The organism is Streptomyces sp. NPDC088762, assembly GCF_044750905.1.
In the GTDB taxonomy this organism is placed as follows: Bacteria; Actinomycetota; Actinomycetes; order Streptomycetales; family Streptomycetaceae; genus Streptomyces.
This window is the reverse complement of the sequence record NZ_JBIVKT010000001.1, coordinates 934,927-947,722: the sequence shown is the minus strand read 5'-3', so window position 1 is coordinate 947,722 and position 12,796 is coordinate 934,927. Positions and strand designations below refer to the sequence as shown.

The following is a 12,796-nucleotide window of genomic DNA, read 5'->3' as shown; positions in this document are numbered from 1 at the left end:
CCCCGTACGGGCGCGGGACGGGCGCGGTCCCCGTCGGCGGCCGGCGCGACAGACCCGCCGGAATCTTTCCCGAATACGGTCAACCGATGAACACGCAAGTGTCACCATTGAGCCATGTCGGGTATGCGGGGGGCGAACCCCGCGCCTTTGGGGCGCCTTGTACTGGACCGGTACGAGTTACTTGAGCACTTCCCGGGAGGCATGGCAGAAGTCTGGAAAGCCCACGACCTGCGGCTGGACCGCACGGTCGTCGCCAAGTTCCTCCGCGTCGCGGACCGCGGCACCCATGCGGCCCGCCGCTTCCTGCGCGAGGCCCGGATCCTCGCGGCCATCGACGATCCGCACGTCGTCCGCATCCACGACGTGGACGAGACCGAAATAGCCGGATCCTGGCACCTCTACCTGATCACCCAGTTCATCGAGGGCCGCACCCTGCGCGCCGCCGTCCCCAAGGGGCACCGGCTGCCCGTGGCCCACGCCCTGGCCTGGGCCGCCCAGCTCTGCGACGCGCTGGTCCCCGTACACGCCCGCAACCTCGTCCACCGCGACGTCAAACCGGGCAACGTCATGGTCCGGGAGCCCGCCGACCGGCTGATCCTGCTCGACTTCGGCATCGCCCGCTCCTACACCGCCGTCGGCGAGCTGGGATACGCCGCCGGCGTGACCGCCACCGGCCAACTCCTGGGGACGCCCGAGTACATGGCCCCCGAGCGGTTCCTCCTGGAGCCCGTCACCCCCGCCACCGACCTCTACTCCGTCGGCTGCGTCCTGTTCGAGATGCTCACCGGCCGCCAGCCCTACGTCTCCCACGGCGACTACGGCGCCCTGGCCAAGCAGCACTGTCACGCCGTGGTGCCCTCCGTACGCGAACTGCGCCCGGAGGTGCAGCCCGCCGTGGACGTCCTGGTGACCCGGCTCCTCGCCAAGAACCCGGGCCACCGCCCGGCCGATTCGAGGGAGATGGCCGCGCTGTTCCGCGCCCTGAGCGCAGCGGCCACCCCGCCGCCCACGGTGGTCTCCACACCGCACACCCCGCCGCCCCCGCCACCGCCGCCCGGCCCCCCGGCCGACCCGGCGGCCGAGGTCGAAGCCCGGTGCAACGCCGTGCTGGAGGCGGAGTCCGACCCGGCCGAGCGGGTCAGACGGCTCGGTGAGGTCCTCGACCACGCCTCCCGTGTGCTGCCCTCCGACCACCGCAGCGGCTGGCTGGTCGTCCTGCACCTCGCCCAGGCCCTCGCCCGGGCCGGCCAGCCCTCCAAGGCGGCCGACCGGCTCGCCCCGGTGGCCGCGCGGGCCCGCCAGGTCCTCGGCTCCGACGACGAGCTGGCCCTCGTCTGCTCGCTCAACCTCGCCCGCTACCTGGGCGAGGCCGGGCACGCCGCACTGGCCGCGCAGCACCTGCTGGAGCTGCTCACCGCGGTCTCCGGGGTCCTCTCCGCCACCGACCCGCGCATGTCGGAGATCCGCTTCGACCGCGCCCACTGGCTGGCCGCCGCCGGCGAACAGGCGCTCGCGGCCGCCGAGTTCGAATCCCTCTACCAGGACCATCTGACGGCGCACGGCCCCGACGACCCGAGGACCATCCGGGTGTGGGAGCTGATCACCCGCGACCCGGCGTGAGGGACGGCGCGAGCCGCCTCGGACCTCCACACCTCACCGCACCACACCGCACCGCCACCGTTCCCCTGGGGAGGGATGACGAACATGGCTGACATGTACGACCTCAACGCGATCCGGGACAGCTTCTTCGCCAGCCAGTCCAAGAAGCCGACGGGCCAGCAGGAGGTCTACGTCGACCGCGACGGCAAAGTTCGCCTCGGCACCGGCGGCGAGGACGACGCCCCGCTGTCGCGAGTTCCGCAGAGCACCTTCGCCGCCCTCAGCGCCGAAGCCCGGCTGGCCCGCGAGTACGAGGTCGTACGGAGCAAACTGCCCGCCAACACCTACTACGAGGACGCTCCCGGCGCCGAGGGCTGGGTCTACGAGATCACCACGATGTTCAACCGGACGTACGTGATGTGCGCCCACTTCAACGGCACGGAGTACCAGGTACGGCTCATCGAGCCCGAGCTGGAATCCCTCCCCAGCCACGACGCGCACGGCGTGCACCTCTACGGCAGCGGGCTGATCTGCCTGTCCGAGCGGCCCGGTTCGGGCCAGCCCACCCTCCAGGACGCCTACGCCCGCTCGGCCGCCTGGGCCCTGGGCGTGGACTTCGTCCAGATGGGCCACCCCTTCCCCTTCAACCACAAGCAGTAACAGCCCCGCCCGGAGCGGAAGGGACCGATGCCGTGCTGCCCGTACATGTCTTCGACTACGTGATCGACCAGGTGGGGAAGGACATCGGGCGGACCAGGCCCGAGCAGGGCGGCGCTCTGCTCGGGCTGCGCGGCCGCGACGTGCTGACCGGCTTCGTGCACGACGCCCACGCGCAGGTCACGCGGGTGGAGTACAGCAACACCGGCTGGCTGCTGGAGGAGATCGGCCGCCAGGAGGCGGCCGGTCCGATCCGGTTCAAGGGCATCGTCCACTCGCACCCGCTCGGCATGCCGCACCCCTCCCAGCAGGACCACCGCGAATACGGCCGCACCCTGGAGGCCGTGCCCGACCTCGGGCGGTACATCGCCCCGATCGTCACCCACGACCTCACCACCCCGCTCAGCCGGCACGAACTCGCCCTGGACAGCGCGCGGATGTCCTTCTTCGGGGCCATGTGGACCGCCCGCGGGGTGCAGCTCCAGCCGCTGCGCCCGGTGGTCGTGCCCCTGGCCGCCGCCCTCCGGGAGGCCGGGATCTCCTGGTCCGACGCCTATCCGCTGACCTGCGTCGTCGGCGGGGTGGCGGGCGTACGGGTCCCGCTGCCGCGGAACCGGTCCGGGGCGCGGCGGTACCTCTTCGCCACACCCGACTTCCCGGTGACGGCGCCGCTGCTGCTGGAGGAGGCCGGGGCCGACGGGCGCCATCCGGAGCTGCTCGTCAGCGAGTTGCCGTGGGACCACCGGGTGCCGGAGCGGGAACGGCTCCGGGAAGCGCTGCGGAACACGGGCGGAGGTGCGGGCGGGGGAGGTGCGGGCGGCGGATCCGGGGCCGACGCGCCGCCGGGGATCGGGGAGTCCTTCGCCGCCGGCCCCGTACGCCAGGAGGGGTTCGCGGCCGGCCGGTCCGGCCCGGCCCCCGCTCCGGCGGGTCCGGCCTCTCCGGCCTCTCCTGTGCCGCTGCCCGACCCGCGCGGATCGGCCGGCGTGCCCGTACCCGTGCCGCCGCCCGGTCCCGCCCTCTCACCGGTCTCGCCCGACGCGGCGGCCCGTCCCGCCGAGCGGCCCCCGGGGCGGATCCGCCGGCTCACCATGCGGGTGGGGATCGGCCGGACCAGGGCGGCCCGCGCCGGGCTGTTCGCCCGTACCGGCGGGCTGCTGTCGCCCGCCCTCGCCGACAGCCACGTCCTGCTCGTCGGCGTCGGCTCGGTCGGCAGCTATCTGGCCGAGGTCCTGGTCCGCTCGGGCGTCGGCCGAATCACCCTGGTCGACCCCGACCGCGTCGAGCCGGCCAATCTGGGGCGCTCGATGTACGACACCCGGGACATCGGCCGGAACAAGGCCAAGGCCACCGCCCGGCGCCTGAAGCGGGTGAACCGCCGGCTGAAGATCACCGTCGTCAAGCGCGAAGTCGCGGCGCTGGACAACCACACCTGGCAGCAGCGGATCTCCGACGCCCAGTTGGTGATCGCCGCGACCGACGACAACCACGCCCAGCAGCGCCTCAACCACCTCGCCTACTTCGTCGGCCGCCCGGCCCTCTTCGTCGGGCTGTACGAGGGCGCGGCGGGCGGTGAGGTCGTGTTCACCACCCCCGGCTCCCCGTGCTGGGACTGCGCCACCGGCGGGGTCCGCGAGTCCCTGGGGGAGCTGGGCCACCAGCCGCGTACGGACTACGGGACCGGCCGGACGTTCGCCGTACCGGGCCTGCTGACCGACATCCACCACCTGACCGCGGCCGCCGCGAAGATCGCACTGGCCCTGATGCACCCGACGGGCGGCCACGAGCGGATCGGCGGCTTCCTGGCCACTCCGCTCCACAAGGACCTCTCCCTGGCGCTGTTCGCCATGGAACCGGACCACTGGTTCTTCCCCCGGGTCCTCGGCGAGGTTCCCGGGCAGTACGCCTTCCAGAGCATCTGGCCCCGTACCCACCGGCGGCCCGACTGCCCGGTCTGCGGTGACCTCTCGCTGCGCAGTGACCCGCGGGAGCACAGCGGCCGGGGCGACGACGCGGAGATCACGCGACGGCAGAAACGGGCCTACGAGGAACGGCAGCGCGCCCGGAACGCCGGAGCCGGCGGGGGCCGCCACCGCTGAACCCGGCCGACGGCGCGTGCACTGGGCGCGGGCACGGGGCGCGGGCACAGGGCGGGGAACAGGGCGGGGAACAGAGGGCAGGGCACCAGGAAACAGGGACCGGGCACAGGGCACCAGGGACAGGTAGAGGGGACATGGCCGACGACACGACCGAGGCGATGCGCCGGGCCCGCGAGGCCCGGCTCAAGTACGGCAAGCCCTCGGGCCCACCCGTGCCTCCGAAGCCTCCGGTTACTCCCCCGCCGCGCCAGGAACCCCCCACTCCCCCGCCTGCGCCGCCACCCCCACGCCCGCAGCCGCGGCCGCGGCCCCGGCCGGCGCCCGAACCGGAACCGGTCCGTGCCCCGGACCCGGTCTACGTGCCCCCCACGCCGCTCCCGCCCCGGTCCCGGGCCGGGCTGGGGGGCCTCGCCGGAGCGGGCCAGGCCGGCGCGCTGACCATGCTCCTGTGGCAGCTGCTCCTCCTCACGGACTGGACCCTCCCGTTCCAGAAGGCGGCGGAGCTGGCACCGCGCTGGCGGCCGCCGTTCGAACTGGCCGCACGCGAGAGGGCCTGGTCCGCTTTCCCCGACATCCGCGACATGGTGCTGCTCCAGGGCCCCGCCCGGGACCACCCGTGGCTGTACCCGGCGTGCGCCGTCCTGCTGCTGCTCATCGTGCGGGCGGCCAGGACACCGGTCGCGCTCCAGGGCCTGCTGGGCTCCGCCGTCGCGCTCTACGGATTCGCGGCGCTGGTCGCGAGCGGCCCGGTCCTGCTCGGCCTGTGGCCGGTGACCGCCGCGCTCCTGCTGCTCAGCGCGTGCTTCCTGTACTGGATCCGCATCAGGGAGTGAGCCGGGTCGCCGTGCGGGACGTACTCAGCCCAGGTCGTGGAAGTAGACGTGGAACTCCTCGCGGACGAAGCCCTCCGCCTCGTACAGCCCCTGTGCGATGTGGTTGTCGTACGCCGTCTCCAGCTGCACCCCGGCCACCCCGGCCTCGCGGGCCCGGCGCAGCACCTCGCGCAGCAGGGCGCGCCCCGCGCCGGTCCGCCGGCCGGCGGGCGAGACGTACAGGTCGTTGAGCACCCAGGCGCGCCGCAGGGTGAGCGACGAGAACGTGCGGTAGACCTGCGCGAAGCCGACCGTCCCGGCCTCCGGGGCGTCTGCGAGCAGCACCAGGGACTCGTCGTTGGCGATCCGCTCCGCCAGGAAGGCGCGCGGCCCGTCCGGGTCCTCCACCTTCACCTCGTAGAAGTCCAGGTAGCCGCGGAACAGCCCGGCCGCCACCTCGACATCATCCGCGCCCGCGGCGCGTACGACGACCCCGGACTCCGCGGGCGGGGCCTGGTGCCCGTCCGCCTGCACGATCTGACCGTCCACGTCCATCTCCCTAGTCCACAGTGCGTGTTCTGCTCCCGCGCGCCGCGACCCATTGTGCGCGGGAGCCCGCCCGGGCACGCGGGGAGGGGGGTTCAGGGGGAGGAGACGGGCTGGGCGGGCAGCGAGAAGACGTGGTCGGGGGTGACGATCTTGGTGATCGCCTCACCGAACAGCGTGCTGGGCTCGGATCCCTGGTAGTTGATGTCGGTGTTGAGCATCACCACGAGCGTGGCCTGCGTCTGCGGCATGTACACGGCCAGCGCCTCGTAGCCGGGCAGTGAGCCGTTGTGGCCGACCCAGCCCTGGACGTCGAAGATGCCCAGGCCGTACCGCGCGCCCGGAAGCGCCGGTTCCGCCTCCAGCCGCTGGGCCTGGGTGGCGGGGGTGAGCAGGGTTCCGGTGGCCAGGGTCTTGGCCCAGGACCTGAGGTCGGCGAGGTACGAGATCATCGCGCCGGCCGCCCAGCCCCAGGAGGGGTTCCAGTCGGTGGCGTCCTGGGTCTTCCCGGTGGCGGTGTCGTCCGTGTAGCCGTGGGCGTGCGGACGGGGGAACTCCGCGCCGGTGGGGAACAGCGTGTGCTTCAGTCCGGCGGGCTTGACGACCTTCTGGTCGATGTAGTCGGCGAGCTTGGCGCCGGTCACCTTCTCCACCACGAGCCCGAGCAGGATCAGGTTGGTGTTGCAGTAGAAGAACTTCTCGCCGGGCTGGAACAGCACCGGGTGCCGGAAGGAGAACGCGAGCAGCTCCTGCGGGGTGAACGCCCGACGGGGATCGCTGGTGAGGGCCTTGAAGAACCCTTCGTCCTCGGAGTAGTTGAACAACCCGCTCCGCATCCCGGCCAGCTCGCGCAGAGTGATCCGCTCGCCGTTGGGCACCCCGTCGACGTACTTCCCGATCGGGTCGTCCAGCCCCACCTTCTTCTCGTCCACCAGCTGGAGCAGGGCGGTCACGGTGAAGGTCTTGGTGACGCTGCCGATCCGCATGTTCATGTCGGTGGCGATCGGCGCACCCGTCGCCTTGTCGGCGACTCCGAAGGCGCGCACGTACTCGCCCTTCCCGGGCGCCGACAGGGACACCGTCACCCCGGGCACCTTCGCCTGGGCCAGCACCTTCTTCACGGCCACGTCGAGCTGCGCCGCGACGGCAGGGGTCAGCTGCGGGAACTCCTCGGCTCCGGGCGTCGGGTCCACGGCCCCCACCGGCGGCGCCGCCGCCACGGCGGATGCGCCGCCCGCGGCGTCCCACGCGTAACCGGCCCCCACTCCCATGGGAACCACCACGAGCCCGACCGCGGCCACCCCTACGGCGGCCTTCCGCCAGCGCGTCGTCATGCCCGGCCTCCTACCACCCCGAGCCAAGCCCCCACCCCTCCAACGTAGCCCGCCCCCATGCCCCCAGCGAGCCGGGGCGAAGCGGCGAGACCGGTCATCATTGAGCGAGTCGATCCGAACGCGGTTCACCCGCCCCTCGAACCGGACTACAGGAGAGGCCGCAGCACGTGCGCAGCGGGAAGTGCAAGTCAAGATGACGACGATCGAACGCCTATGGGAAGATTTTCAGCTTCCCATCAGAGATGCCCTGCATTATGCAGACGGGAGGTCCTGTGATGTTGACCTCGACTCCGACGCGTCGAGCGGTTTGAGGGTGCTCGCCCCGTTCGATCTCGATGAAATGTTGGAGAGCGATCCCTCTCGGGTCTCTTCGGTTGATGGGCTGGTCGCAGTAGACCTGGGAAGTAGGGGGCTGCTGTGGGCCGGTGAGGGTTCGTACGGGTCGGAGGGGTTCATTGCGCGGTTGACTGTTGACCGTGCGCTCATCTGGGCAATTTTCTTCGCCGAATCCAATCCATTTGATCGGATCCAGCTGTTTGGAACCGAGGCCACCTTCAGCTCAACCTCGGGGTTCGAGATCACAGTTGACATCGACGATCCAGGAACTTCGGCCTCCGGACGGCTTGGTTCCAGGAACGGGTGACGAGGACGTCGGGAGTCCGGCGGGCGCGCGAGCCATAGTGCGAGGGTGATGGCGACGGCGGCTGCTCAGCCGTACGGCCGGCAGCCCGTGCGCGTGCCCCCGCGTCGCACGACGCGCGGGGTAGGCGGCCCGGAGTGGTCAGGGGCGGCGGCCCGGAAGGAGGGCTGCGGGGATCAGGGCCAGGGCGAGGAGGGCTGCCGCGGCCGCGTACGCGAGGCGGAAGCCCGCCGGGTCGGCGCCGGCCGAGCCGAGGAGTACGGAGATGAGCGCCGTCCCCACCGATGCCCAGACCTGTGCGTTGATGCTCAGGGCCGTGCCGGCCGCCGCCATGCGGTCGTTCGGCAGGCCGCGGCTCGCCGTCGTCATCGTGGGCATCAGGACCATTCCCGAACCGACCCCCATCACCATCGCCGAGCCCACGACCCGCCAGGCCGCCACGTCCTCCACGCCGACCTGGAACGCCGACAGCGCCATCCCCAGCGCTCCCAGCGCGATCCCGGCGGGGATCAGGCGCCGCGGCGACATCCGGTCGACGCGCCGCGCGGCGAACTGCATCGCCGTACCGACCGCGAGACCCACCGGCGCGCCCAGCAGGCCCGCGGTCTTCGCGTCCATGCCGTGGACCTGCTGCCAGTACATCGGCGCCAGCAGCATCGAACCGAAGTAGCCGCAGGTGAACAGCGCGAGCGTGCCGATCCCGGCGGCGAAGGTGCGGTCGCGCAGCAGCCGCAGGTCCAGCAGCGGTTCACGGGCCGTCAGGGCCCTCCGTACGAAGCCGGCCACGAGCACGGCCCCGGCCACCGTGGGCCCGAGCACCCCGGCCGCGGAGAAGCCGCCGGTCTCCCCTCCCCGTGCCAGGCCGAACAGCAGCACCGCCAGCCCCGGCGAGAGCATCAGCAACCCCGGCACGTCCAGCCGCGGGGCCGGCCCCCCGTCCGTACGCGGCGCGTCGGGCCGCAGCAGTTTGGCGGCGAGCGCCAGTGCGAGCACCCCCATGGGCAGGTTGACGAGGAAGATCCAGCGCCAGGACGCGGTGTCGACCAGCCAGCCCCCCAGCGTCGGCCCGATCACCGGCCCGATGATGACGGGCAGCCCGCTCAGCGCCATCGCCCGGCCGAGCCGCTCGCGGTCCGCGGCCCGCATCACCATCGTCATGCCGACCGGCATGAGCAGACCGCCGCCCAGACCCTGCACCGCGCGGAAGGCGATCAGGCTGCCCGCGTCCCAGGCCGCCGCGGCGAGCAGCGAGCCGAGCGTGAACAGGACGAGGGCGGTCAGGTAGGTCCGCTTGGCACCGATCCGCGCCATCGCCCATGCGGCGGTCGGAATGACGGCGGCGAGCGCGAGCGTGTAGGCGCTGGCGGCCCACTGGATCGTCTCCAGGGGTGCGTGGAAGGCCTCCGAGAGGCGGCGCAGCGCGACGTTGACGATCGTCATGTCGAGCACCGACATCACGGAGCCGATGATCACGACGACGATGGTCCGGTTGAACACCGCGTTCGAGGCCGCGGCCGCGTCCCGGGCGGGCTCCGCAGCCGCGGCCGCTGCCCCGACGGCCCGGCCGCCGTTCTTGGTCGTTGTCATGTCCCCCCGCCGCCCTCAGCCCTCGTACGGCTGGGTCGCGCGGGCCGCCCGCAGGGCCCGCCCCCACCAGACCAGCTGGCCGAGCATCCCCTTGGCCGCGCTCTCGGACACGGCCGTGTCGCGCGGCACGCCGTCCTCTCCGAGCCCCGACCACGGCCCGTGCAGGCTGACGGAGTCGCGCATCGTCACCGCGTGCAGCTCGGCGAAGACCAGCCGCAGCTGCTCGACGGCGCGCAGGCCGCCGCTGAGCCCGCCGTACGAGACGAAGCCGGCGGGCTTGGCGCGCCACTGCACGTGGTGCCAGTCGATGAGGTTCTTCAGGGCGGCCGGGAAGCTGTGGTTGTACTCGGGCGTGACGATGACGTAGGCGTCGGCGGCGACCAGCCGCGGCGTCACGTCGGCCAGCGCGGCGGCGGCCTCCGGGCTCGGCGTGCCTCCCCAGCCCGGCATGGCCAGCGGCAGCGGGACGTCCGCGAGGTCGATGACGTCCAGCTCCAGCCCGCCGTGCGTTTCGGCGGTACCGAGGAACCAATCGGTGACGGCGCGTCCGGCCCGCCCCTCGCGGACGCTGCCGACGATGACGGCGACGCGCAGGGGCGCGTCCTCATGAGCGCCCTTGGAGCCGGTGGAGGTGGTGGTGGAAGTGGAGGCGGTGGATACGGCTTCGGCGGCGGCAGACATGGCGGTCCCCTCATCGAGCGGGTCGGCCACCCGGTGCGGCCTCCCCTCCCGTAAACTACAACGACCGTTGTAAAAATTACAACGGTCGTTGTAGTTCGTGAGGAGCCGAGTGTGGGCAGCAGCAACGAAGCCTGGATGGACGAGGCGCGGCGGAACGTCCCGCCCCGCAAGCTCGAGAAGCAGATCGCCGTGGTCGGCGCGTGCTGCGGGGTCTTCGGGCGCGAGGGTTACGCCCGCGCCTCGGTCGACGCGCTCGCCGCCGCGGCCGGCATCTCGACGCGCACGCTCTACAACCACTTCCCGGGCGGCAAGGCGGACCTCTTCCGCACCGTCGTCACCTGGACCTCCAACGAGGTCAAGGACGCCCAGATCTCACGGATCAAGGCCCTGCTGCCCCCCGAGCGCCCGCCCCACCCGGACGATCTGGAACGCGACCTCGTCGCGCTGGCCTTCGCGTTCGTCGACCTCATGGCCGACTACCGGGACCACTTCGCGCTCGTCCGCCACATCCACGCCGAGGCCGACCACGTACCGGCCGAGGTGCTCGAGGCCTGGAAGAGCGCCGGCCCCGAGCCGGTCGCCCGCGCGTTCGCCGACACCATGACCGGCCTCGCCGAGGCCGGCCTGATCGACACCCACGGGGACCCGGCCCTGGCGGGCGCCCACTTCACGGCGCTGACCTCACACTCGATCACGCAGCTCTCCCACTACGGCGTCCGGCCGCTGCCGAAGGAGCGCACCGAGCAGTTGATCAGGGGCGGCGTCGCCGCCTTCCTGCGGGCCTACCGGGCCGCCTGAAACACCGGACAGTGCGGCCGGGCCCTGCCGATGATCAGGGCTACGGCCAGCAACGACTACGTCACGTGACCGGCCGTTCCGCCCATTGGATCTTCCTTTTCGGGTGCACCGGTCCGGTGCTAGCTTGCCCCCCACACACACGGGGAGCGTCGCCGGGACCGGCGGCGACGATGACCCGTGGCCGGAGGGAGACACCTGTGGGTCATCAGGCGGCTGCTCAGCAGCTCCGTGCTGCCGCACCCGAGATCATCGAGGCCTACCGGGCCGCACTGGGAAGCTTCGGCAGTCCCCTGGTGTCCCGCGAGGACATCTGGCGACAGTGCCGTCATCAGGCTCAGAACATCGTGGCCGAGTGCGCGCAGGCGCTGGAGGCCGGCCACCACTCCGAACTCCCGGGTGCCGGGGAGTACTCGCGGCTGCTCGGCGCCCACCGCGTCGTCCAACGGGTCCCCGTTTCCGAGTCCGTACGGGCGGCGGAGGTGCTCTGGCAGGCCATGCAGCCCTCGGTCGCGCAAGCCGTCGAGCACGTGGAGGCCGGTGAACGGCACGCGGCGGCGCGGACGGTGAGCACCGCCTTCCGGGCCGCTGCCGGAAGCCGTCTGTACCAGGGGATCCGGGGCTACGAGGAGGCCCAGCAGCCCTCCGCCCCCGCGGTGCGGGAGCAGGACGCCGGGGCGCCCGCGGATGCCGCGGACTCCGCGGATACTTCGGACGCGCAGGCCCTGGATCTGCTGACGCTGCGGGAGCGGCAGATCCTCGAGGCGGTGCGGGCGGGACTGACGAACCGTCTGATAGGCCGCCGGTTCGAGATCAGCGAGGCGACCGTCAAGCGCCATCTGCACAACGCCTACCGCAAGCTCGGGGCCACCTCCCGGGTGCAGGCGCTGAACAAGGCGTTCCCCGGACAGGGTTGACCTCGCCGCGGCGCACCGCGGTCGCGCCCTGCGCGGCCGCGGTTCACCCGGTGGCGACCAGAACGCCCAGTACGAGCAGGTTCGCGGCGTACTGCGTGACCATGAAGGCCCGGTAGGCGCCGCGCCGTTGCCGGCGGTCCGCGCTCTGCCGCCGGGCGTCGCGCACCACCTGGGCGACGACCCACACCGCTCCGGCCGCCACGGCCACCGCCCCCACCAGGGCCGGCGGGGCCCACAGGGCGGCCGCCGCCGTTCCGGCCGCGCCGACCAGTACGGCACCCGCCACGGCCAGGGCCCGCGCCGCCGCAACTCCGCGGACGACCGCCACGGTACGCCGTCCTCCGGCCGCGTCCCCGCCGACGTCCCCCAGGTCCTTGACCAGGGAGCCGACCAGCGCCATCCAGGCCGCCATCACGCCGCCGAACACCGCGCCCGTCGCGGTCCAACCGGACCCGGCTGCCGCGACACCGGCCGCGTACGAGGTCGCGCCCAGACCGAACACCACCACCGCGCAGGCCACGCTCGAATCCTTCGCCCGCACCGGAGCGCACGAGTACGCCCAGCCGAGCAGCAGGAAGCCGGCCACCCACCCGAGCACGCCGTTCCCCGCCAGCGCTCCGAGCACCAGCGCAGCGACCCCCAGCAGGACCGTGACCGCCATGGCGGTGTGGACCGGGAGGTCGCCCCGGGCGATCGGACGCCGGGACCCGTTCGCCCGGTCCTCGCGGACGTCCGTCACGCCGTTGAGCAGGTACGCGCAGGCCACCGCGCACCACCAGGACGCCAGGCCGAGCCCGGCCGGCCCCAGAGCCGGCGGAAGCTGCCCGGCGGACACCGTCCCCACCGCGAAGCGCAGCAGGAACACCAGCTGTACCGACGGGCGCGCCTCGGCCCAGCACAGACGCGCCGCATGTGCCGCGGTGCGCCATCGGAGATCCAGAGCGCGAGCCGAAACGGGGGCGCTCAGGTAGCCAGCGGAATTAATCACGATCACAACCTAGGAATGGCCTCGGGATCATCGCCATACAACCATCGGCGTAAGGGGGTGTACACCCCTAATGAACCCTTAGTGGCAATGCGTTGTGGCGACGGAATTGATGGGTGACGATGAGTGAGGCCGCGGCCCGGT

The 12,796-nt window shown here is 72.5% G+C and carries 12 protein-coding genes; 7 read left to right on the top strand and 5 right to left on the bottom strand.

Annotated features, from left to right (window positions below; translation table 11 throughout):
• Positions 1–201: 201 nt before the first annotated feature.
• The 4 genes from ACIP5M_RS04370 (at position 202) to ACIP5M_RS04355 (ending at position 5,188) form a co-directional block, all read left to right on the top strand.
• A complete protein-coding gene (locus ACIP5M_RS04370; RefSeq protein ID WP_401191635.1) occupies positions 202–1,620 on the top strand; it encodes a protein kinase in 1,419 nt (472 codons plus the stop codon).
• 84 nt (positions 1,621–1,704) lie between these two features.
• The gene (locus ACIP5M_RS04365; protein ID WP_401191633.1) at positions 1,705–2,259 is read left to right on the top strand and encodes a hypothetical protein; all 555 of its coding nucleotides are present in this window, start codon (positions 1,705–1,707) and stop codon (positions 2,257–2,259) included.
• Positions 2,260–2,291: 32 nt separating this feature from the next.
• Entirely contained in the window at positions 2,292–4,355 is a 2,064-nt protein-coding gene (locus ACIP5M_RS04360) for a HesA/MoeB/ThiF family protein (protein WP_401191631.1), read from the top strand.
• Positions 4,356–4,714: 359 nt separating this feature from the next.
• Positions 4,715–5,188 carry a hypothetical protein gene (locus ACIP5M_RS04355; protein WP_401191628.1) on the top strand — a complete coding sequence of 158 codons (474 nt, stop codon included), beginning with the start codon at positions 4,715–4,717 and terminating at the stop codon, positions 5,186–5,188.
• A 24-nt stretch (positions 5,189–5,212) separates the two neighbouring features.
• Here the strand turns inward: ACIP5M_RS04355 and ACIP5M_RS04350 are convergent, their stop codons facing one another.
• A complete protein-coding gene (locus ACIP5M_RS04350) occupies positions 5,213–5,716 on the bottom strand; it encodes a GNAT family N-acetyltransferase (protein WP_401191625.1) in 504 nt (167 codons plus the stop codon).
• A 92-nt stretch (positions 5,717–5,808) separates the two neighbouring features.
• Positions 5,809–7,047 carry a serine hydrolase domain-containing protein gene (locus ACIP5M_RS04345; RefSeq protein ID WP_401191623.1) on the bottom strand — a complete coding sequence of 413 codons (1,239 nt, stop codon included), beginning with the start codon at positions 7,045–7,047 and terminating at the stop codon, positions 5,809–5,811.
• A 193-nt stretch (positions 7,048–7,240) separates the two neighbouring features.
• On the opposite strand from ACIP5M_RS04345, the gene ACIP5M_RS04340 reads away from it, so the two are divergent.
• A complete protein-coding gene (locus tag ACIP5M_RS04340; protein ID WP_401191621.1) occupies positions 7,241–7,690 on the top strand; it encodes a hypothetical protein in 450 nt (149 codons plus the stop codon).
• Between the two features lie 138 nt (positions 7,691–7,828).
• Here the strand turns inward: ACIP5M_RS04340 and ACIP5M_RS04335 are convergent, their stop codons facing one another.
• Positions 7,829–9,274, bottom strand: a complete 1,446-nt coding sequence (locus tag ACIP5M_RS04335) for a DHA2 family efflux MFS transporter permease subunit (protein ID WP_401191619.1) — start codon at positions 9,272–9,274, stop codon at positions 7,829–7,831.
• A 15-nt stretch (positions 9,275–9,289) separates the two neighbouring features.
• Positions 9,290–9,955, bottom strand: coding sequence for an NADPH-dependent FMN reductase (locus tag ACIP5M_RS04330; RefSeq protein ID WP_401191616.1), 666 nt, complete (start codon positions 9,953–9,955; stop codon positions 9,290–9,292).
• A 111-nt stretch (positions 9,956–10,066) separates the two neighbouring features.
• Between ACIP5M_RS04330 and ACIP5M_RS04325 the strand changes: the two genes are divergently transcribed.
• Both ACIP5M_RS04325 and ACIP5M_RS04320 read left to right on the top strand, forming a co-directional pair.
• Positions 10,067–10,753 carry a TetR/AcrR family transcriptional regulator gene (locus tag ACIP5M_RS04325; protein ID WP_401191614.1) on the top strand — a complete coding sequence of 229 codons (687 nt, stop codon included), beginning with the start codon at positions 10,067–10,069 and terminating at the stop codon, positions 10,751–10,753.
• A 197-nt stretch (positions 10,754–10,950) separates the two neighbouring features.
• Entirely contained in the window at positions 10,951–11,667 is a 717-nt protein-coding gene (locus ACIP5M_RS04320) for a response regulator transcription factor (protein ID WP_401191611.1), read from the top strand.
• A gap of 43 nt (positions 11,668–11,710) precedes the next feature.
• Here ACIP5M_RS04320 and ACIP5M_RS04315 read toward each other — a convergent pair whose 3' ends face one another.
• Positions 11,711–12,655, bottom strand: a complete 945-nt coding sequence (locus ACIP5M_RS04315) for a UbiA family prenyltransferase (RefSeq protein ID WP_401191609.1) — start codon at positions 12,653–12,655, stop codon at positions 11,711–11,713.
• Between the last annotated feature and the right edge of the window lie 141 nt (positions 12,656–12,796).